Origin of the sequence: Streptomyces sp. SID4985 (genome assembly GCF_009863025.1) — a bacterium.
In the GTDB taxonomy this organism is placed as follows: Bacteria; Actinomycetota; Actinomycetes; order Streptomycetales; family Streptomycetaceae; genus Streptomyces.
Window position 1 is genome coordinate 1 of record NZ_WWIR01000100.1, and the last position, 20,703, is coordinate 20,703.

The window sequence follows — 20,703 nt, forward strand, 5'->3', positions numbered from 1 at the left end:
GCCGAGGTCGCGGGCGGTGCGGCGGGCCAGACCGGTGGCGCCGTCGCCGTCGGCCAGCGGGAGCAGGAGTACGGTGCCGCCGTCGCGCGTGGCGGCCAGGCCGTGCCGGGTGGCGGCGAGGTGGGAGGCGGCGGACCACAGGCGCCGACGGGCGGCGGCCTCCTCGTCGGCGTCGGCCGTGGGCGCGTCGAGCCGGGCCGCGAGGACGACATGGGTGGCGTCCAGGTCGGCGTGGAAGCGCGCGGCACGTTCGCGCAGCAGGCGCGGGTCGCGGTCGCGGGCGTCCAGCAGGTCGTCCAACAGCTCGCCGCGCACCCGGCGTTCGGCCTCGGCGGCGGAGCGGCGGGCGAGCAGGAGCAGTGAGGTGACCATGGCGGCGCGCTCCAGGGTGAGCTGGTCGACCGGGTCCAGGTCCGGGTGGCCGCGCAGCACCAGGGCGCCGAGGGATTCGCCGCCCGCGACGAGGGCGGCGATCCAGTCGGTGCCGTGCCGCACCGCGTGGCCCTCGGAGCGGGATGCCTCCAGGGCTTCGGCGGGTGCCGTGCCGGTCTCGGTGAACTCGACGGTGGCGCCGAGGACTTCGGAGACGGCGGCCGCCACGTCCGCCACTCCCCCGCCGCGCAGGACGAGTTCGGCGAGACGGTCGTGCACTTCGGAGGCGCGCTCGATGACGGCGCTGCGGTCGCGGATGATCTCGTTGGCGCGTTCGAGCCCGGCCAGGGCGGAGCGGGTCTCGGTGAGCAGGTTGGTGGTGTCGATGGCGGCCGCCGCGAGGGCCGCGAACGAGCCGAGCAGCGCGATCTGTTCGCGCTCGAAGACCCGGGCACGCCGGTCGGCGGCGTACAGGACGCCGATGACGTGCGGGCCGAGCATGAGCGGTACCCCGAGGATGGCGACCAGCCCCTCGTCGCGCACCGCCGCGTCGATGGTGCGGGTGTGCCGGAAGCGGGCGTCCTGGAAGTAGTCCTCGGTGACGTACGGCCGCGCGGTCTGGGCGACGAGACCGCCGAGCCCCTCGCCCATGCCGAGACGGAGCTGCTGGAAGCGTGCGGAGACGCAGCCCTCGGTCACCTGGAGGTAAGTGTCACCCCGGTCCTGGGCGTTGAGGCTGAGGTAGGCGGTGTCGGTGCCGAGCAGGGAGCGGGCGCGTTGCACGATGGCCCGCAGGACGGCGTCCACGTCACGGAGTCCTGCCAGGTCGTGGGCGGTCTCGAAGAGCGCGGAGAGTTCCGCCTCGCGGCGGCGGCGCCCTTCCAGTTCCGCGCGGACACGCAGCGCGAGGAGCTTGGCGTGCTCCAGCGCGGCGATCCGCTCGGCGGGCAGACCCTCGGCGCGGGCGAGCAGCACCGGGCGTTCGTACATCTCCGGGGAGGCGTCCCGGGCGAGGAGTTCGAGGTACGGAATCTCCGTACCCGGTGGAGGCGGTGCCGCGACGGTCCCGGTGCCGGGGCCCGCGGCCTGGTGGGCTTGATCGCGAGACATGGTCACAGCATCGCCCATCGGCCACCGGACGCGTCAGCCCTGTGGATAACTCTGCGGACGGTCGCGGTGGGGCTGTTCGGCCGTGGCCTGTCCCGACGCGGGGCGTCCAACAGCGGCTCACCCAACGGCGGCCCGTCCGGCCACGCCCCCTCCGGCCGCACCCCGTCCGGCCGTGGCGCGTTCAGTGGGCCGTCCATCCGCCGTCCATCACCAGGGAGGTGCCGGTGATGAAGGAGGACTGCGGGGCGCACAGATAGGCCACGGCCTCCGCGACCTCCTCCGGTTCGATCAGACGTTGGAGGGCGCTGTCCTTGAGCAGCACCTCGGAGAGCACGCGTTCCTCGGGGATGCCGTGGGCGCGGGCCTGGTCGGCGATCTGCTTCTCGACCAGTGGGGTGCGCACATAGGCCGGGTTCACACAGTTCGAGGTCACCCCGTGGGGGGCGCCTTCCAGGGCGGCCGTCTTGGACAGTCCCTCGAGCCCATGTTTGGCGGCCACATAGGCGGACTTGAAGGCCGAGGCCCGCAGCCCATGGACGGAGGACACATTGACGATGCGGCCCCAGCCCTGTGCGTACATATGAGGCAGCGCGCCCCGGATGAGCCGGAAGGGCGCCTCCAGCATCACGGTCAGCACCGTGTGGAAGACCTCGGGCGGGAACTCCTCCAGCGGGCGCACCAGCTGGAGCCCGGCGTTGTTGACCAGGACGTCGGTGCCCGCGGCGGCCCGCTCGGCGGCGTCGAGGTCGGTGAGGTCGAGAACATACGGGACGACCGCACCCCCGCCCGCCAGGTCCCGTGCCCGCTCAGCCAGTTCGGCCAGACCGTCCGCGTCCCGGTCCACGGCCCTGACCTCGGCCCCGGCGGCCGCGAGCCGCAGCGCGCAGGCCCGGCCGATCCCGCCGGCCGCCCCGGTGACGAGGGCGACGCGGCCGCCGAGGTCCAGGGGGACGGAGTACGGGCGGGGGCCGGGCTGCGGGCTGGGCGACGTCATGTGCCGAACCCTAAGTGGGGCAGGTGGCTCACCACATGTGGTGATGACCCATACTTCAGCCGCTGGTCATAGGGTCGAACCATGTGGGTGCATCGGACATGGCCTGCTTGATCCGGAACAGCGCGAAGTCGTTCAGGTCGGGCAACGCGTCCACCGCGTACCAGCCGACCTCCAGCGACTCGTCGTCGTTGACCCGCGCCTCGCCTCCGGTCGCCCGGCAGCGGAAGGTGATGTCCATGTACTGGCAGACGTCGCCGTTGGCGTAGGTGACCGGTTCCAGCGCCTGGACGAGGACCACCCGCTCGACGACGCAGTGCACGGCCGTCTCCTCGTGGACCTCCCGTACCGCGCAGGCCGCGGGCTGCTCGCCCGGCTCCGGGATGCCGCCGATCACCGACCACTCACCGGTGTCGGTGCGGCGGCCCAGGAGCACCCGGCCCGCGTCGTCGAAGACGATCGCGGTGACTCCGGGGAGCCAGAGCAGCTGATGGCCCGCCGAGGCCCGGAGCGTACGGATGAATTCAGGTGTAGCCATGGGCCGACCCTATGACCCCGTACCTCCGGCGCGTACCGCTTCGGGGGGCGTACGGCGGTCGTACGGCTACGCGCGACCGGCGCGCCGACCGCGCATCCCGGCGACGATCGCCCAGCCGAGGCCGCCCGCGGCGACCAGGACCAGCGCGATCTCGGGCAGGACGCCGAGGCGGGTCGCGGGCGTCTCGGAGGAGCGCAGCGGGATCTTCTCGTCCAGGTGGGCGGGCACGAACATGCCCGTCTTCCGGACGACCCTGCCGTCCGGCATGATGACCGCGCTGACGCCGCTGGTGACCGGCACGGTCACGGCCCGGCTGTGCTCGACGGCGCGGACGCGGGACATGGCGAGCTGCTGGTAGGTCATCTCGCTGCGGTCGAAGGTGGCGTTGTTGCTCGGCACCGAGATCATCTGCGCGCCGTGGGTGACGGTGTCGCGCACGGCCCAGTCGAACGCGGCCTCGTAGCAGGTGGCGAGCCCGACCTTGGTGCCGTCGATGCGGAACACGCCGGGCTTGTCGCCCCGGCTGAAGTCCTGGCGGACCATGCCGGTCCACTCGCTGTTGATCGCGCCGACGAGCGAGCGCAGGGGCAGGTACTCGCCGAAGGGCTGGATCTGCCGCTTGTCGTAGGTCTGGGTGGGGCCCTTGCCCGGGGTCCACAGGATCTGCTCGTTGAGGAGCTTGCCGTTCCGCTCCACGACCGAGCCGACCGAGATCGGTACGCCGACGGCCCGGGCGGCGTCGTCGATGACGATGGCGGCGTCGGGGTAGGCGAAGGGGTCGATGTCGGAGGAGTTCTCCGGCCACAGCACGAAGTCGGGGCGGGGTTCCTTGCCCGCCTTGACGGCGGCGGCGAGCTTGAGGGTCTCGCGGGCGTGGTAGTCGAGTACGGCCCGCCGCTGGGCGTTGAACTCCAGGCCCGAGCGGGGCACGTTGCCCTGGATGAGCGCGACCGTGGCGGTGCCGTCCTCGGCCTTGTCGCTCACCAGGGCGCGGGCGGCGACGGCGCCCACGACGGGGACGGCGACGCTGAGCAGCGCGGCCACGGCGGCCGAGCGGCGCACCTCGTGGGCGCGGCGGCGCTCGGTGACGAGCCGTACCGCCTCGTACAGGCCGAAGCCGCACAGGACGACCGCGAAGCCGAGCACGGGGGTGCCGCCCACCGCGGCGAGCGGCAGGAAGACGCCGTCCGCCTGGCCGAAGGCGATCTTGCCCCAGGGGAAGCCGCCGAACGGCATCCGCGCGCGGACCGCTTCGCCGGCGGCCCACATGGCGGCGGCCCACACCGGCCACGCGGGCAGCCGGGACACGGTGGCGATGCCCGCGCCGACCAGGGCGACGAAGACCGCCTCGATGACGACCAGCGCGAGCCAGGGGCCGGGACCGACCTCCACGCCGGTCCACACCAGCAGCGGCAGCAGGAAGCCGAGTCCGAAGAGGTAGCCGAGGCCGAGGGCCGCCTTCCAGGTCCGGCCGCGCAGCGTCCACGCGAGACCGGCGAAGGCGGGCAGGGCCAGCCACCACAGGGGGCGCGGCGGGAAGCTGAGGTACAGCAGCACACCGCACAGGGCGGAGATGGCGGCCGGGACCAGGCGCAGCAGACGGCGGCGGCCCGGCGAGACGGGCGGCCGGAGCTGTTCCGGATGGTCCACGGAGGTAGCGGTGACGGTCACGCGGGGAGTCTACGGCGCGGGGTGTGACCGCTGACAGCGCGGGCCGAGCCGCCGACCTGCACGTCCTGTGGACCGGGCCGGAAAACCGGCGGTCCCTGTGTGGTGCGACACCATGTGGTCCGCATGCGTGGTGGGACGTGGTCCGCCTATGTGGTGGGACCCCATGTGGTCCGCGCCCGGACCGCAAGGCCGACGGCCCGCCGCCACCCGGAATCGCGACCTTCCCGCGCAACTCGTCCACAAACCGGCCATCAGCCGTTACGGTGTGGCCCAGTCTCGGCGGTGCGGCCGGTCCCGGTGCGCGCGGCGAGGCTGCGGCCACAGGTCGGGGGACCGGGTGCGAGGGGCGACGGGTGGGGTCGACGGGGATGACGCGCGCGACGGAGACGGACGCGGAGCGGGCGGGGCGGAACGTTTCGGACGGGGCGGGGATGATCCTGCTCGGTCTGTGCGCGCTGTGGGCGCTGATCACGGCGGCGGCGCACGACGGACGTCCCGAGGGGGTGCTGCTCGCGGTGCTCGCGGCGGCGGCCGGTTACGCCACGGGGCGCATATCCGGGGCGCTGCTCCCGGTGGCGGCGCCGTGCGCGGGGGCGGCGGCCGGGCTGGTGCTGGCGGTGACGATGCCCGCGCTGCTCCCCGGACCGCCGTACGCCGTCCCGCTCGGGCACACCGGCGCCACCGCCGCCCTGCTGGCGCTGGCCACGGGCGCGGCGTGCTGTGCGGCATGGGCGACGCCCGTACCCACGCTGAAATCGGCACTGTGGCTGCTGGCCGTGCTGCTCGTGCTGTCCGGTGCCGTCGTGGGGTCACCGGTGGGCTGCGTCGCGAGTGGAGCGGTGCTGCTCTGCTCGCTCGCCGCGGGCTCGATGCCGCACAGAGGTGTCGGGATCGCGGGACTGGCCCTGGCCGCGGGCGGCGCAGCGGCCGGGGTGTGGGCGGTGGCGGCCGGCGCGCTGCCCGGCGGTGTCGTGGAGGCGGTCACCGAGCGGATCGGCCCGTACCGCGTCCACATGTGGCGGGACGCGCTGGGACTGGCCGGGCAGGCACCGCTGGCCGGGGTCGGTCCCGGCCGTTACGGCCAGTCGGGCGGTGTCGTCCCGGACGTCCCGGCCGAGGCCGGACCGCACTCGGCTCCGTTGCAGCTGCTGGCCGAGCAGGGGCTTGTCGGAGTGCTGCTGCTCGCGGCCGTCTACGGCTGGGTGCTGCACGCCCTGTGGCGCGCCCCGCGTCCGACGCCGGTCGTGCTGACGACGGGCGCGGCCCTGACGGCCCTGGCCGTCCTCGCCTCACTGGGCAACGTACTGAGCTTCACCACCGTGACGGCGGGCGCGGGCCTGCTCGCCGGATGGGGCACGGCCCGCCCCTGGGCGGACGAGGAGCGCACGATCCAGGAGGACACGGTGGCCGAGGAGCGGACGACGATCTGAGCGGGGTGGCGCCGCCACGCATGTGGGGGTGGCACATGTGTGGCTCCCCCATTCCGCCCCCCCCTTAGCGCGCAGACCCCGCCGCCCCCGCCCGCAGCCGGGACCTGATGACGCGGACCGCGGACTCCGCGTTGTCCACGGTGACGGTGAACGTATGGCCGTCCCACAGGCTCAGCTCGATCCCCTCGCCCCGGCGCACCACGACGGCCGTGCCGCGCTCCGGGCGCCAGCGGTAACCCCAGCCGCCCCAGTGGCGCGGGGTGACATGGGGGATGAAGTCGGCGCCGACGACGTCGGACAGCGGGATACGCCGACGGGGCAGTCCCACATGGCCGCAGCGCACTTCCAGGGAGTCCCGGTCGAGGATGAGGTCCACATGGACGAAGGCGAGCGTGCCGTAGAGGACGAGCAGGCCGGCCGCGATGCAGCCGACGACGGACATGACGAGCGGGACGCCGCCGGACGTCCAGGCGGACTGGACGGCCAGCGCGATACCGAGCGCCATGCAGGCGGCGCCGACCAGCGCCAGCAGCCATTGCACCCGGTTGGTGGCGCGACCGGTCCAGACGTCGGGGTGCGAGTCCTCGACGTCGTCGTACTCCCTCATGCCTATGAGGTTACTCAGGTTTCGCTGCGCCGGTACCTGGTCGCGCTCGGTGACTGCTCCGGGCGGCCCACCGGGACCACGGCCACCCTCCGTCACCGTCGCGGAGTCGCGCGGCGGCGAACCGCCGTCACCGCCGGTCGGCGAGCCGTTCCACGGCCGGAAGGAGCCGTCCCTCCGCGTAGTGCAGGGCGGCGGCGGGCAGCTCACCCTCGCGGCCGCTGAGGATCACGGTCAGCTTGCCCTCGGCCGGGGCGTCCGGCGCGGGCTGTTCGCCGATGCGGCGCAGTGCCTGGGCGGCGATGGCGCCCGCGGAGGCGTGCAGGACGAGCGGGGCGGCGCCGGGGCGCTGGACGGCGGCGCGGATACGTTCCGCCACCAGCTCGTAGTGGGTGCAGCCGAGGACGACGGTCGTCACGTCACCGGGGGTCAGTTCCGCGGCGGCGGCGACGGCGGCCTCGATGGCGCGCTCGTCGGCGTGCTCCACGGCCTCGGCCAGGCCCCAGCAGGGGACCTCGGTGACGTGGACGCCGCGCGCGAATTCCTCTATGAGTCCGCGCTGGTAGGGGCTGCCGGTGGTGGCGGGGGTCGCCCAGACGGCGACGCTGCCGCCCCCGGCGGCGGCCGGCTTGATCGCCGGGACGGTGCCGATCACCGGGATGCCAGGTTCGAGGCGGGCGCGGATCGCGGGCAGCGCGTGCACGGTGGCCGTGTTGCAGCCGATGATCAGGGCGTCGGGCCGGTGGGCGGCGGCGGCCTCGGCGACGGCGACGGCGCGACGGGTCAGGTCCTCGGACGTGCGGGGACCCCAGGGCATACCGTCGGGGTCGAGGGAGAGGACGAGATCGGCGTCGGGTCGCAGGCGACGTACTGCGGCGGTCGCCGCGAGAAGGCCGATTCCGGAGTCCATGAGCGCGATCTTCACCCGGCCACCATAGTCGATGGCCCGCGCACCGGCCGTGCCGTGGGGCAGACTGCGGCCGTGAGCGCCATCCTGTGGACCGCCGTCGCCTCTCTCGTCGTCTGGTGCTGGCTGTTGCTCGGCCAGGGTTTCTTCTGGCGCACCGATGTGAGGCTGCCTCCCCGCCGGGAACCGGACGCGTGGCCGTCGGTGTGCGTGGTCGTACCGGCCCGGGACGAGGCGGAGGTGCTGCCCGTGAGTCTGCCCTCGCTGCTGGCGCAGGACTACCCGGGGCGGGCCGAGGTCTTCCTGGTGGACGACGGCAGCACCGACGGCACCGGGGAACTGGCGCGGGAACTGTCCCGGCTCCGCGGCGGGCTGCCGCTGACGGTGACCTCGCCGGGTGAGCCGCCCCCGGGCTGGACGGGCAAGCTGTGGGCGGTGCGGCACGGCATCGCGCTGGCCCGCGCGCGTGAGCCGGAGTATCTGCTGCTGACGGACGCCGACATCGCGCACGCCCCCGACAGCCTGCGCGCGCTGGTGGCGGCGGCCGGGACCGGCGGCTTCGACCTGGTGTCGCAGATGGCGCGGCTGCGGGTGGCGAGCCCGTGGGAGCGGCTCGTGGTCCCGGCGTTCGTCTATTTCTTCGCCCAGCTGTATCCGTTCCGGTGGATCGGCCGCCAGGGCGGGCGTACGGCGGCCGCGGCGGGCGGCTGTGTGCTGCTGCGCGCGGACGCGGCCGAGCGGGCGCGGATTCCGGACGCCATCCGGCAGGCCGTGATCGACGATGTCGCGCTCGCGCGGGCGGTGCGCGGCGCGGGCGGCCGCATCTGGCTGGGCCTGGCGGACCGGGTGGACAGTGTGCGCCCGTATCCGCGGCTGGGTGATCTGTGGCGGATGGTCTCGCGCAGCGCCTACGCGCAGCTGCGGCACAACCCGCTGCTGCTGCTCGGCACGGTGGCGGGTCTCGCCCTCGTGTATCTGGTGCCGCCCGGCGCGCTGATGGCCGGGGCCGTGCTGGGCGACGCGGCGGCGACGGCCGTGGGCGCGGCGGCGTGGGCGGTGATGGCGGCGACGTACGTGCCGATGCTGCGCTACTACCGGCAGCCGCTGTGGCTCGCTCCCCTGCTGCCGTTCACGGCGTTCCTCTATCTCCTGATGACGGTGGACTCGGCGGTGCAGCACTACCGGGGCCGGGGCGCCGCGTGGAAGGGGCGCACCTACGCGCGCCCGGACGCGGTGGCCGACGAGGGCTGACGAGGGACGGGCTGGCACGGACGCAGACGGACGGGGGCTACTTCCGGCCGGGCGTCCAGTTCATGCCCCACCCATAGGCCCGGTCGACGGTCCGCTGCGGGCTCGTCCCCCGCTCCGGTACGAGGTAGCGGGCCTCGCGCCGGACGACCAGGTCGCCGCCCTGGTTGGTGAGCAGCGCGAGCGCGCAGACGGTGGAGGGCACCGCGCAGTCGTCGAGGGAGAAGTCGACGGGGGCGCCGTGCTGGGGGCGCAGGGTGACGGTGGCGTGCAGTCCGGCGAAGGAGGTGGCGCCCGCGTAGATGGTGACGAAGACCAGGACGCGCCGGAAGTCCGCGGTGTGGTCGAGGTTGACGGTGAGGTTCTCGCCGTCGTTCGAGGCGCCGGTGCGGTCGTCGCCGTCGAGGTGGATGTACGGCGGCCGGTGCAGGGAGCCGAAGGCGTTGCCGAGGGCCTGTACGACACCCTTGCGGCCGTCGGCGAGTTCGTACAGGGCGCACAGGTCGAGGTCGAGGTCCCGTGTGGCGCCCTTGGTCCATCTGCCCTCGCGCATGCGCCAGTTGAGGTTGACGCGGAGGGCTCCGGAGGTGGCGCCCTGTTTGGCGAGCGAGACGGCGGGGGCGGCCTTCGTGAGGGTGACCTTGGCGGGGCGGGCGGGCGACTCGGGTTCCGGCAGCCGGAGTTCGGGGTCGGGTCGTCGCGACTCGGGTGCCGGACGGGGAAGTTCGGGCGGCGCGGGTTCCGCTCGCCGGGTCTCGTGGCGCGCGGTGATGCCGTACTCCTCGGCCAGTCCGTCGCGTCCGTTGCCGTATCCCTGTCCGACGGCGCGGAACTTCCAGCCGCCCTGGCGGCGGTACAGCTCGCCGAGGACGAGGGCCGTCTCCACGCTCGCGCCGGTGTTGTCGTAGTGGGCGACGGCCCGGCCGTCCGTGTCGGTGATCCGGACGCCGAGGCCGGGGACCTGGCCGAAGGTGCCGCCGTCCGCCGTCGCGGCGAGGACGATCCGCTCGACGGTGTCCTCCACGCGCGCGAGGTCGACGGTGAGGACGTCGGTGACATGGTCGCCGTCGCGGCGTGTCTCCTCGTGCTGGACGGCGCCGGAGAGGTGTGCGGGGTGGTCGCGGGTCACGTGGTCGGCGTCGGAGCGGATCCTGCCGGACGCCAGCAGCAGGGCGGAGAGCTCCGTCGTCGGTATGCCGGGGCCCGCGCGTCGGCTCGTCTCGACGCGCAGCACCGCGGTGGGTACCGGCGTGTTCGAGCCTTTCGACATGGTCATGTCCGCCCCCATCAGATCTCGCCATTTCCTGGGCCCCGCGACCGCGCCGGGGACCGTCCCGCCCGTTCCGTGCGCGGGCGTCGCGAACTCCCCTTCCCAGCGGGGAAGTACCGCACGCCGATCCCCGGCAACCCGCTGGAAACCCGCCCTTTACACGATCCAAACGTCGAATGGCGTCCATTTTTGCCAAGTTCGCTCGGATTAGCGATCCAAGTTCGCCACCGACACGGAAAACAACCTTCTTATCGGTCTCCCCAACCAGCACATCGTGGGCTTAACTTATGTGCCATGACCTCCCCCCGCTCCACCTATGGCGGCGGCTACTACTCCGCCTCCTTCCCGGACACCCCGATCTACGACTCGCTCGTGGCCGAGCGGGGAACCCCGCAGATCGCCCCGATCCGGGTCCCGGCCGCCTACGACACGCCCGGCGGGAACCTCCCCGTCGGCAACATGCCCGGCGCCAACATGGGCGGCAGCAACCTCCCCGCGCTGCCCTCCGCCCTGCCCGCTCTCCCGGCCGCCCCGTCGCAGCCGGCTCCCGCGTCCTACGGCTACCCGCAGACGCAGCAGCCCGCGCCGATGCAGCAGGCGCCCACCGCGTACATCCCGCAGCAGGCCGCCGCGCCGCGCGGCTACCCGGGAGCGCAGCCCCAGCCGCCGCGCCCCGCCGCGCCCGGCACGGGGTACGAGGCGATGCGCCCGGCCGCGCCGCGCCCGCCACAGCAGCAGCCGTACCAGGACCCGTACAACAACCAGCAGCAGTACCGGGGCTACTGATCGCACCACCCCGTGGTCGGTGCCGTCCGGCAAGGTGGCGACATGGGGAGCCGGCCGGACACCGCTCCGGGCGCTGACGGACGACGGGGGGAAGGTCGTCGTACAGCGCGAACACGCACGTCGGACGGACGCCGTCGCCGAGCCTCTGCTCGGTGGCGGCGTCCGTCCGTGTACCCGGTGGTCCGCGCCCGGGGACCGGTCTGGAGTTCGGGTCGCGGGCGGGGAACCGGGGGCGGGGTCCGGTCGTTCGCAAGGATGAGAATCTCGTGAGAGTCGTCCGCCGGACGTGGCACCGCTCTCCCCCGGCCGCGCCGGGGCCGCGCGGTCCGGCGGTCCTCATGTCGGGCGAGGGGGTGGGGCCGTGCGTGCGATCAGCGGTCTGTGGCGCTGGCGGGACAGTCCGCTGCGCCGGCCGACCGACCGGGCCGAGGTCTGGGTGTGCCTGGTGGCGCTGGTGCTGATCGGCGCGGCCGCGCCCGCGATCGGCTGGCTGACCGGTGCGGCCGCCCAGGACTCGTTGCGCCGTTCGGTGGCGGAGCAGCGCCACACCAGGCAGCGCGTCCCCGCGACCGTACTGCGCCGGATGGCCTACCACCCGCCCGAGACCGACCCCGACGACGGCTCCGCGTACACCGTCCGCAGCCGGGTCCTGGCCGACTGGTCCGCACCGGACGGCACGCGTCGGCACGGCGCGGTCCTCACCGGTCTCGCAGCCCCGCACCGGGGCGACCGGTTCATGATCTGGACGGACGGGCAGGGGCGCATGACGACCCGTCCGCTGGACTCGGCCACCGCCGACGCGCACGCGGTACTGGCCGGATTCGGGGCGACGTTGCTCACCGCCGCGCTGGTCGAGGCGGGTCGGCGGCTGGTGCTGTGGCGCATGGTCCGTCGCAGATACGCGCGTTGGGACCAGGCATGGGAGCGGGTGGGTCCCGACTGGGGCAAGGCCGGGACGGGCAGCTGACCTGCTTCCCGACTCTGGTCGATTCGTCCTCCGCGCACACGCTACGGTGGACTGGCCGACACCCTTTCGGCATCGACCCGCGCGCGAGTGAGCCGAAGGCCGCGCCGGAGACCGGAGCGCACCCGCGCGGGCCCCAGGGCCGCGGGCGGTCGCCTGCCCGGCCCCCGGCGACGGAGCCCCAGAGGCGGACGAGCACAAGTACCACGAGGTGGGGGCACAGCAACGCCATGGCACAGGGCACGGTCCAGGTGACGCACACCGGTACGTCGCGGTGGCGGCGCCGCACGGGTGAGTACGTTTCGCTCGCCGCCGCCCTGGAGGCCGCCGCGGAGGGTGACGTCCTCACGATCGCCCCCGGCACCTACCGGGAGAACCTCGTCGTCGGCCGTCCGGTGACCCTGCGCGGTCCCGAGGGCGCGCCGGGCTCGGTGCGGATCGCGCCCGTGGACGGGGTGCCGCTGACGGTGCGGGCCTCGGCCGTGGTGCAGGGGCTGCATGTGGAGGGCCAGGACGGCGCGGCGCCCGCCCTGTTGGTGGAGGACGGCACGCCCGAGCTGACGGATCTGCGGATCGTGACCCGCTCGGCCGTCGGCATCGAGGTGCGCGGCGGGGCCCGTCCGACCGTGCGCCGCTCGACGGTCGACAACCCGGCCGGTGTCGGCATCGCCGTGCTCGACGGGGGCGGCGGGGTGTTCGAGGAGTGCGAGGTCGTCGCGGCGGGGCAGGCCGGGGTGGCGGTCCGGGGCGGCGCGCGTCCGCGTCTGGAGCGCTGCCGGGTGCACCACGCGGCGGGTTCCGGGCTGAGCGTGACCGGGGAGAACTCCGCGCTGGAGGCGGTCGGTTGCGAGGTGTACGAGGTCCGGGGCTCGGGGGTGCAGATCACCCGGCAGGCGACGGCGCAGCTGACCGACTGCGCCGTGCACCGCACCTCGGGCGACGGCGTCACGCTGGACACGGACGCCTCACTGACGCTGGCGGACTGCCGGATTCACGACATCCCGGAGAACGCGGTCGACCTGCGCTCGCGCTCGGTGCTCACGTTGACCCGGACGACTGTGCAGCGCTTCGGGCGCAACGGCCTGTCGGTGTGGGACGCGGGCACCCGCGTGGACGCCAACCAGTGCGAGATCTCGGACAGCACCGGTGACTATCCGGCGGTGTGGGTGAGCGACGGTGCCACGGCGGTGCTCGACTCGTGCCGGGTGCACGACGTGCCGGACGCGCTGTTCGTGCTGGACCGGGGTTCGCGCGTCGACGTGGTGGACAGCGATCTCCACCAGGTGCGCAACACGGCCGTGTCGGTGAGCGACGGGGCGACGGCCCAGCTGGACGACTGCCGCATCCGGGACGCGGCGACCGGCGCCTGGTTCCGGGACCACGGCAGCGGCGGCACGCTCGCGAACTGTGTGCTGGAGGGCACCCAGACCGGTGTGATCGTCACCAAGGGCGCCGACCCGTCCCTTGAACGCTGTGTGGTGGAACGCCCTGCCGAGGCGGGTTTCTATGTGTCCGCCGGAGGTAGGGGCACCTTCCTGAACTGCCGGGTGAGCGGCAGCGGTGGCTACGGCTTCCATGTGATCGACGGCTGTCGTACAACGCTGCGCGGCTGCCGCACGGAGCGGTGTGCGCGCGGGGGGTACGAGTTCGCCGACGCGGGCCCCGACTCCGGCTCGGGCACGGGTCCGGTGGTGGAGGACTGCACGAGCGACGAGTCCGGCGGCGGCCTGCGGCCCCCCGAGCCGTCGCACGCGACGGCCGTGCAGACGGCGTCCCCGTCGTCGGGCGGGCTGCTCGGCGCGATTCCGGGCCAGCGCGGCACGGAACCGGAGGCGCCTGTCGTCCCGGCCGCGCCGGAGGCCGAGGTCCGCCCGTCCGAGGCGGTGCTCGGTGAACTCGACGCGCTGGTGGGCCTGGAGAGCGTCAAGCGCGAGGTGCGGGCGCTGACCGACATGATCGAGGTGGGCCGGCGCCGCCGGCGGGCGGGGCTGAAGGCGGCCTCGGTCAAGCGGCACCTGGTCTTCACCGGCTCCCCCGGCACCGGCAAGACGACGGTGGCCCGGCTCTACGGCGAGATCCTCGCCTCGCTCGGCGTGCTGGAGAAGGGGCATCTGGTCGAGGTGTCCCGGGTCGACCTGGTCGGTGAGCACATCGGCTCCACGGCGATCCGTACCCAGGAGGCGTTCGGGCGGGCACGCGGCGGTGTGCTGTTCATCGACGAGGCGTACGCTCTCTCCCCCGAGGACGCCGGGCGCGACTTCGGCAAGGAGGCCATCGACACGCTGGTCAAGCTGATGGAGGACCAGCGGGACGCGGTGGTGGTGATCGTCGCGGGCTACACGGCCGAGATGGAGCGCTTCCTTTCCGTCAACCCCGGTGTGGCCTCGCGGTTCTCGCGGACGATCACCTTCGGGGACTACGGCCCGGAGGAGTTGCTGCGGATCGTCGAGCAGCAATCGGACGAGCACGAGTACCGGCTGGGGCAGGGCACTCCGGAGGCGCTCCTGAAGTACTTCACTGAGCTGCCGAAGGGCCCGGCCTTCGGCAACGGCCGCACCGCCCGGCAGACCTTCGAGGCGATGGTGGAGCGCCACGCGGGCAGGGTCGCCCAGCTTCCCGACCCGAGCACCGACGACCTGACGCTGCTGTACGCGGAGGATCTGCCCGAACTCCCCTGAGCCATAAGGCCGTCGGCCCGTCAGTCCGGCGGCTCCTCTCCCTCCCGGTCCGCGGGTCGCTGTGCGGGAAGGCCGGGGTGCAGGCGGGCGAGCAGATGGGCCCGCGCGCGGGCGAAGGCGGGGTCGTCCTGGTAGTCGGAGTGGCCGAGGATCGGTGCGGGCAGCGGGTGTTCGGGGGTGCGGCCGTAGGCCCTGGGGTCGGCGAGCGGTTCGTGGTCCACCTGGGGCTCGCCGGGGACGCGGAGGGGGCCGCCGATGGGGTCGGTGCGGCGGTAGAGGTTGGTCCAGGGGCCGATGTCGCGGTGCAGCGCGGCCAGCGCGTCCGGCCCGAAGTGGGCGGGGAACCAGCGGCCGTAGAGGCGTTCCAGCGGTGAGCCGTAGGTCAGCAGGGCGACGCGTTCGCGGGTGGCGGGGGTGAGCTGCCAGGCCGCGGCGGCGACGAGGACGCTGCCCTGCGAGTGGCCGGACAGGACCAGGCGGCCGCCGGTGCGCTCGGTCCAGGTGGCCGTGCGCCAGGTCAGGTCGGGTACGGCGCGCTCGGCGTAGCAGGGCGGCGCGAAGGGGTGGGCGGCGCGCGGCCAGAAGGTGCCCACGTCCCACAGGATGCCTATGGTGCGCCGGGCGGAGGCGTCCTTGTAGGCGCGGCGGCCCCAGGTGACGAAGAGCAGCAGGCCGAGGCCGACCAGCCAGGAACCCAGCGCCTGCGCGGTCTCGGCGGCGATCCGGACCGGTTCGTCGGCACCGTGCGCGGCGCGCGCGGGCGGCAGTCCGGTGGTCAGGGAACCGGTCAGGGCCGCCGCGCCGAACAGCAGGGTGGTGACGGCGACGACGGCGAGGAGCAGGGGCGCGCGGTCGGTGAGGCCGGCCATGGCGCGGGTGCGGGCGATGGCTCGGGTGCGGGCGGGGTCCTCGGGTTCGCCGGGGTGCTGGTCGCGGACACGCTCGCGTTCGACACGGGCGAGGCGTGCGACACGCGCTGCCAGCAGGCCGGTTGTGGCGAGCAGGACCACGAGCAGCGGGGGGATCGCGGACGCCTGCCAGGTCAGGGTGACGGGCGGTCCGGAGAGCGAGGAGCGGGTGCCGTCCAGCCAGTCGGCGACGCGCTGGGCGACCCCGCCGGAGGCAACTCCGCCCAGGGCGCAGGCGAGCAGCGCGACGGCCGGTCCGCCGAGGCCGCGCATGGCGGCGCGGGGGTCGGGGTCGCGGCGGTACAGGTCGTACGCGACGACGGCGAGCGCCACGGCGAGGACGCCCTGGATCAGCATGAGCGTGCTGAAGACGGGGTCGCCGGGGAGCCTCCCGGCGGAGTGCCGGCCGGGGCGGGACCAGCCGGCGTACAGCGCGGCGAGGAGCAGCAGGGCGAGGGCGCCGAGGGGCAGGCCGCGCACAAGGTGGCGGTCGGTCCGGGAGTCGAGGCGGGCCTCGCTGCGTCCCCGGCGGCAGACGACCAGGACGACGGTGAGCGCCCAGCCGAGCAGGGCCGCGCCGAGGAGCAGGCCCAGGGTGTGGAGGAGGGCGGGGTGGTGGTCGTGGCGGAGGGTGGGGAAGGTGAGGGCGGCCGCGACGGTGAGCAGTCCGGCGGCGGTGTGGGCGGCGCGGAGCCGGGCGCCCAGGCGGCGGCCGTACCAGAAGCCGGGGCTGGCCAGGGCACCGGCGTTCGGGTCCGCTTCGGGGGTGCGGGCCATGGGGCGGTGGGACTCGTACGCGCTCCAGGTGCGGTGCGAGAGGTACCAGAGCAGGGCGGTCAGCGCGGTCGGCACGAGGGCGGCGAGGGCGAGGCGGCGGCCGGGTGCGCTCCACCAGCCGTGGCCCGCGGGCGAGAGGAAGGCCAGCCAGGAGTGGCGGCCGGAGCAGGCGGTGGCGCCCGCGCACTGCCAGGCGACCAGGTCGAGGGCGACCTCGCAGGCGGCGGCGACCAGCAGGACGGTGAGGGAGAGCGCGACCAGGCGGACGAGCAGGCCATAGAGGCGGACGGTGCGGGTGCGGTCGGGGGCGGCGGGGCGCATCCAGTGGGCGAGGTTGACGACCATGAAGGGCAGAAGCAGCAGCCACAGGGCGCGGCTGCCGTTGCCGGAGGTGAGGTTGCACCAGACGTACGCCTCCCGGACCGGCTCGCCGCGGGATCTGCCGCCGGTCGTGGCGTCGTCGGGGGCCTCGGGTGGCCCGGCGTCCTCGGCGCGACGGAAGACGGCGGCCGTGTCGTCGCCGGTGACGCGGACCGTGCGGGGGTCGCCGAGCATCTTCTCCGGGGTCGTGCCGCCGACCCCGTGCACCAGCAGCTCCAGGTCCGGGCGGGCCGCCGGGGGCGCCGTGGGGGAAGGCGCCGGTTCCGGCGCGGTGGTGTGCTTCTGCGCGCCTGCCACTGTTCGCTCGCATTCGTGTGACGCGGTCCGGGTGACGCGCACGGCGAACGCTTCCCGTGCGGGCGTCCCTGCTGGGTTCGTGCGGGGTGCCGCGCGGGGTTTCCGTGCCGTGCGGGAATCAGGTTCTCCGCTTCGGGCACCGCGTACACCCGCCGTCACTTTTCGTTACCGAATCTTCCCGATTCGTGCGACGGCGGCCGGGGTGGGCGCGGCACATATGTGGTCGCACCCCAGGTGGGCGTGGTGACAGCCGGTGGCGCAGCCCATGGGGCGGCGTGACAAGATGAGACGCCCGCACAGCTGCGCCGGATGGAACCTCCTGGTCGGAGCAGGTGTGCCGGGCGTGTCGGACGAGTGTGGGGCGAAAGGACCGGAGCGTACGTGAGTGAGAATCAGAACCTCCTCGCGGAGCAGCGCCGCGCTCTGATCGTGGACGAGGTACGGCGCCGGGGCGGGGTCCGGGTCAACGAACTGACCCGCAAGCTCGGCGTGTCGGACATGACGGTGCGCCGCGATCTGGACGCGCTGGCCCGTCAGGGTGTGCTGGAGAAGGTGCACGGCGGCGCGGTGCCGGTGGTCGAGGCGAGCACGCACGAACCGGGCTTCGAGGCCAAGTCGGGCCTGGAGCCGACCGCCAAGGAGGAGATAGCGCGGGCCGCGGCCCGGCTGGTCGCGCCGGGTGCCGCGGTGGCGCTGTCCGGAGGTACGACCACCTACGCGCTCGCCCGGCATCTGCTGGAGGTGCCGGACCTGACGGTGGTGACGAACTCGGTGCGCGTCGCGGACGTGTTCCATGCCGCCCAGCGGGTCTCGGGTCAGCGGCAGGGCGCGGCCACGGTGGTGCTGACCGGCGGGGTGCGCACACCGTCGGACTCGCTGGTGGGCCCGGTGGCCGACCGGGCGATCTCCGCGCTCCACTTCGATCTGCTGTTCCTCGGTGTGCACGGCATATCGGCCGAGGCGGGGCTGTCCACGCCGAACCTGGCGGAGGCCGAGACCAACCGGCGCCTCGTGGGCTCGGCGCGGCGCGTGGTGGTGGTCGCGGACCACACCAAGTGGGGGACGGTGGGCCTGAGTTCGTTCGCGACGCTGGACGAGGTGGACACCCTCGTCACCGACACGGGACTGCCCGCCGAGGCCCGCGCGGAGGTCTCCGAGCGGCTGCGGCGCCTGGTGGTGGCGGGCGAGCCGGACCTGGACGAGGACGAGCCGGACGACACCGAGGAAGTCTGAGGACGCCTCGGCCTCGCGCCACCCCGGCCGCGCCCGAGCGGCACCATTCCGCTCACCCCGGCCGTGCCCGCGAGACACCGCCCCCGCTCAGTCCGGCCAGACCCCGGTGGCCAGCAGCGTCTCGATCGCTGCCGTGTACGGCGCGATGTCCAGCCCCTGTTCCTCCAGCCAGCTGTCCGAGTAGTACTTGTCCAGGTAGCGGTCGCCGGGGTCGCAGAGCAGGGTGACGACGCTGCCGGTGCGCCCCGCCGCGACCATCTCGGAGACGATCTTCAGCGCGCTCCACAGGCCGGTCCCGGTCGAGCCGCCCGCCTTGCGGCCGATGGCCCGCTCCAGCGCCCGTACGGCGGCCACGCTCGCCGCGTCCGGCACCTTCATCATCCGGTCGATGGCGCCGGGCACGAAGCTCGGTTCCATGCGCGGGCGTCCGATGCCCTCGATGCGTGAGCCGCAGTCGCAGGTGACGTGCGCGTCGCCGGTGGTCCAGCCCTCGAAGAAGCAGGAGTTCTCCGGGTCGGCGACGCAGACCCGGGTGTCGTACTGCATGTAGTGGACGTAGCGGGCGAGGGTCGCGGAGGTGCCGCCGGTCCCTGCGGTGGCGACGATCCAGGCGGGCACCGGGAAGCGTTCCAGGGCCAGTTGGCGGAAGGTGGACTCGGCGATGTTGTTGTTGCCGCGCCAGTCGGTGGCGCGCTCGGCATAGGTGAACTGGTCCATGAAGTGCCCGCCGGTCTCGGCCGCGAGGCGCGCCGACTCCTCGTACATGGTGCGCGGGTCGTCCACGAAGTGGCAGCGGCCGCCGTGGAATTCGATGAGCCGGCACTTCTCCGCGCTGGTGGTGCGGGGCATGACGGCGATGAACGGCACGCCGATCAGGCTCGCGAAGTACGCCTCGGAGACGGCGGTCGAGCCGCTGGACGCCTCGATGACCGGACGGTCCGGACGGATCCAGCCGTTGCACAGGCCGTAGAGGAAGAGAGAGCGGGCGAGGCGGTGCTTGAGGCTGCCCGTCGGGTGGGTCGACTCGTCCTTCAGGTACAGGTCGATGCCCCAGTGCTCGGGCAGCGGGAAGCGCAGCAAGTGCGTGTCGGCAGAGCGATTGGCATCGGCCTGGACTTTGCGGACGGCCTCTTTCAGCCAGTCGCGGTAGGCCGCGTCGCTGCGGTCGACGTCGAGGGTGGCCCCGGCCCGGGCCGGTGGGGTGGTGCTCACGGCGAGGCTCCTTACGCGGTCGCGCCGACGGCGCCCCGCGCGGCCGGCACCCCGATCATAGGCATCTCCCGTCACGCTTCTCACCTGCATCAACGCATCTTTCAGCCACCCAAAGGAAGCCTGGGGCACACCCGTACGGGGAGCGTGGGGGCGCATTGGCGTGAGTACTCCCGGCGCTCGCAGCGCACGCCCTCCGCACTCTGGTGCTCCGGTGCTCGCGGGGGCAGACTGCGAACGGCAGGCGTCGGCGCCCGGCAGGCGGAACCCGACACGCGGAACGAGCGCACGGCACGCGGACGATCGGACGGCACACGGTCGACGGACGACCCGCGGACGATCGGACGGCACGCGCAGGAGGGGACGACGAGGATGGCGGAGCCCGAGTTCACGGCGAGAGGCGTGCGCATCGGCAAGGGGCTGCGCTCGCTCACCCGGGCCGGAAAGGTCCGGATCAGCGACGGGAGGGTGGAGCTGCTCAACAGCAACGACAGCGAGATCGACAGCGCCCCGGTCCAGGAGGTCCGCGCCTCCAAGCCGTGGTTCGCGCCGGACGACCGCGCGCGGGCCGAGCTGGACGGCCGGCGCTACGAGCTGACCCTCGGCGAGCAGGACCCGGCGCCGGGCGAGTCGGGCCCGCCCGCGGCCCGGCGCTTCATCGACGCGGTGCGCCGCGCGGCCCGACACGGCGACTGACCTGCGTGCCGCCGCGGCGAGTTGCGGGAGGGCGGGCACTGCGTCACGCTGATCTCACGTCACTCTGGGTTTACCTGAGGTAACGCTGAGGTCCAGCCGCCGGTCGCGCAATCGGGCCGCCTCCTGGACGCGGGCGCCCTCCTGGATTTCCGTTGTTCTCCGTGTTCTTCCGGTTCCTTCCGGACCTCACATCGGGGAGTCGCAGCCGTGATCAGTCACCCCAACAGGCACTGCACGGTGGAGCTCCAAGCCCTGCCGTCGCGGATCGGACAGGTCCGCAGAATCGTCTCTGCGCAGTTGCGCTACTGGCATCTGGACCCCCTCATCGACCGCGCCGCGCTAGGCGTGACCGAGCTGCTGAGCAACGTCCACCGACATGCGCGGCCCGACAAGTCGTGCACCGTCGAACTGGAGCTGCTCCCCGACCATCTCACCGTGTCGGTACGGGACCGCGATCCGCGGCTGCCCGTGGTGGCCGACGCGGCAGACACGCTCGAACTGGCACCCCTCGCCACCTGTGGGCGGGGCCTGGCGATGGTCGCGGCCGTCAGCGAGAGCTGGGGAGCGCGCCCGGACGGCGACAGCGGCAAGGTCGTGTGGTTCACGCTGGCCGCCACCGTCGTGGAACCCGCC

At 73.7% G+C, this 20,703-nt stretch carries 17 protein-coding genes; 8 read left to right on the forward strand and 9 right to left on the reverse strand.

Annotation, left to right across the window (positions count from 1 at the left end; genetic code table 11):
• The 4 genes from GTW40_RS04220 to lnt form a co-directional block, all read right to left on the reverse strand.
• On the reverse strand, nt 1–1,482 hold a 1,482-nt coding region (locus GTW40_RS04220), incomplete at its 3' end, for a GAF domain-containing protein (RefSeq protein ID WP_202485361.1).
• Between the two features lie 181 nt (nt 1,483–1,663).
• Nucleotides 1,664–2,476, reverse strand: a complete 813-nt coding sequence (locus GTW40_RS04225; protein WP_161178787.1) for a 3-hydroxybutyrate dehydrogenase — start codon at nt 2,474–2,476, stop codon at nt 1,664–1,666.
• A 55-nt stretch (nt 2,477–2,531) separates the two neighbouring features.
• Nucleotides 2,532–3,011: an NUDIX domain-containing protein gene (locus GTW40_RS04230; protein WP_161178788.1), complete on the reverse strand. Its 480-nt coding sequence runs from the start codon at nt 3,009–3,011 to the stop codon at nt 2,532–2,534.
• Between the two features lie 66 nt (nt 3,012–3,077).
• Nucleotides 3,078–4,682: an apolipoprotein N-acyltransferase gene (gene lnt, locus GTW40_RS04235; protein WP_161178789.1), complete on the reverse strand. Its 1,605-nt coding sequence runs from the start codon at nt 4,680–4,682 to the stop codon at nt 3,078–3,080.
• 368 nt (nt 4,683–5,050) lie between these two features.
• On the opposite strand from lnt, the gene GTW40_RS04240 reads away from it, so the two are divergent.
• Entirely contained in the window at nt 5,051–6,112 is a 1,062-nt protein-coding gene (locus GTW40_RS04240; RefSeq protein ID WP_202485362.1) for an O-antigen ligase family protein, read from the forward strand.
• Nucleotides 6,113–6,176: 64 nt separating this feature from the next.
• Here the strand turns inward: GTW40_RS04240 and GTW40_RS04245 are convergent, their stop codons facing one another.
• Entirely contained in the window at nt 6,177–6,719 is a 543-nt protein-coding gene (locus GTW40_RS04245) for a hypothetical protein (protein WP_161178790.1), read from the reverse strand.
• Nucleotides 6,720–6,846: 127 nt separating this feature from the next.
• Nucleotides 6,847–7,641, reverse strand: a complete 795-nt coding sequence (locus GTW40_RS04250) for an aspartate/glutamate racemase family protein (protein WP_343245610.1) — start codon at nt 7,639–7,641, stop codon at nt 6,847–6,849.
• A 57-nt stretch (nt 7,642–7,698) separates the two neighbouring features.
• On the opposite strand from GTW40_RS04250, the gene GTW40_RS04255 reads away from it, so the two are divergent.
• Entirely contained in the window at nt 7,699–8,874 is a 1,176-nt protein-coding gene (locus GTW40_RS04255; protein ID WP_161178791.1) for a glycosyltransferase, read from the forward strand.
• A 37-nt stretch (nt 8,875–8,911) separates the two neighbouring features.
• On the opposite strand, the gene GTW40_RS04260 is transcribed toward GTW40_RS04255, so the two are convergent.
• Entirely contained in the window at nt 8,912–10,147 is a 1,236-nt protein-coding gene (locus GTW40_RS04260; protein ID WP_237525328.1) for a TerD family protein, read from the reverse strand.
• Between the two features lie 288 nt (nt 10,148–10,435).
• Between GTW40_RS04260 and GTW40_RS04265 the strand changes: the two genes are divergently transcribed.
• From GTW40_RS04265 to GTW40_RS04275, 3 genes are all read left to right on the forward strand, one after another.
• A complete protein-coding gene (locus tag GTW40_RS04265; RefSeq protein WP_161178793.1) occupies nt 10,436–10,927 on the forward strand; it encodes a DUF6643 family protein in 492 nt (163 codons plus the stop codon).
• 361 nt (nt 10,928–11,288) lie between these two features.
• Nucleotides 11,289–11,894 (forward strand): hypothetical protein, encoded by a 606-nt coding sequence (locus tag GTW40_RS04270; protein ID WP_161178794.1) that lies wholly within the window; start codon nt 11,289–11,291, stop codon nt 11,892–11,894.
• A gap of 227 nt (nt 11,895–12,121) precedes the next feature.
• The gene (locus tag GTW40_RS04275) at nt 12,122–14,569 is read left to right on the forward strand and encodes a right-handed parallel beta-helix repeat-containing protein (RefSeq protein WP_161178795.1); all 2,448 of its coding nucleotides are present in this window, start codon (nt 12,122–12,124) and stop codon (nt 14,567–14,569) included.
• 20 nt (nt 14,570–14,589) lie between these two features.
• On the opposite strand, the gene GTW40_RS04280 is transcribed toward GTW40_RS04275, so the two are convergent.
• Nucleotides 14,590–16,854, reverse strand: a complete 2,265-nt coding sequence (locus GTW40_RS04280) for a hypothetical protein (RefSeq protein ID WP_161178803.1) — start codon at nt 16,852–16,854, stop codon at nt 14,590–14,592.
• A 459-nt stretch (nt 16,855–17,313) separates the two neighbouring features.
• On the opposite strand from GTW40_RS04280, the gene GTW40_RS04285 reads away from it, so the two are divergent.
• Nucleotides 17,314–18,165, forward strand: coding sequence for a DeoR/GlpR family DNA-binding transcription regulator (locus GTW40_RS04285; protein ID WP_161178796.1), 852 nt, complete (start codon nt 17,314–17,316; stop codon nt 18,163–18,165).
• 87 nt (nt 18,166–18,252) lie between these two features.
• Here the strand turns inward: GTW40_RS04285 and GTW40_RS04290 are convergent, their stop codons facing one another.
• Complete coding sequence (locus GTW40_RS04290) at nt 18,253–19,377, reverse strand: PLP-dependent cysteine synthase family protein (protein WP_161178797.1); 1,125 nt, start codon at nt 19,375–19,377, stop codon at nt 18,253–18,255.
• 369 nt (nt 19,378–19,746) lie between these two features.
• Between GTW40_RS04290 and GTW40_RS04295 the strand changes: the two genes are divergently transcribed.
• On the forward strand, nt 19,747–20,070 hold the full coding sequence (locus GTW40_RS04295) for a hypothetical protein (protein WP_161178798.1): 324 nt from the start codon (nt 19,747–19,749) through the stop codon (nt 20,068–20,070).
• Between the two features lie 207 nt (nt 20,071–20,277).
• Nucleotides 20,278–20,703 (forward strand): ATP-binding protein (locus GTW40_RS04300; protein WP_161178799.1); only part of this gene is annotated, 426 nt, incomplete at its 3' end.

What these genes read in the sequence shown, in the direction of transcription:
- GTW40_RS04230 (WP_161178788.1), bottom strand. Translation starts at nt 3,011, where the DNA reads ATGGCTACACCTGAATTCATCCGTACGCTCCGGGCCTCGGCGGGCCAT.
- GTW40_RS04265 (WP_161178793.1), top strand. Translation starts at nt 10,436, where the DNA reads ATGACCTCCCCCCGCTCCACCTATGGCGGCGGCTACTACTCCGCCTCC.
- GTW40_RS04225 (WP_161178787.1), bottom strand. Translation starts at nt 2,476, where the DNA reads ATGACGTCGCCCAGCCCGCAGCCCGGCCCCCGCCCGTACTCCGTCCCC.
- GTW40_RS04295 (WP_161178798.1), top strand. Translation starts at nt 19,747, where the DNA reads ATGGCGGAGCCCGAGTTCACGGCGAGAGGCGTGCGCATCGGCAAGGGG.
- GTW40_RS04260 (WP_237525328.1), bottom strand. Translation starts at nt 10,147, where the DNA reads ATGACCATGTCGAAAGGCTCGAACACGCCGGTACCCACCGCGGTGCTG.
- GTW40_RS04275 (WP_161178795.1), top strand. Translation starts at nt 12,122, where the DNA reads ATGGCACAGGGCACGGTCCAGGTGACGCACACCGGTACGTCGCGGTGG.
- GTW40_RS04240 (WP_202485362.1), top strand. Translation starts at nt 5,051, where the DNA reads ATGACGCGCGCGACGGAGACGGACGCGGAGCGGGCGGGGCGGAACGTT.
- GTW40_RS04245 (WP_161178790.1), bottom strand. Translation starts at nt 6,719, where the DNA reads ATGAGGGAGTACGACGACGTCGAGGACTCGCACCCCGACGTCTGGACC.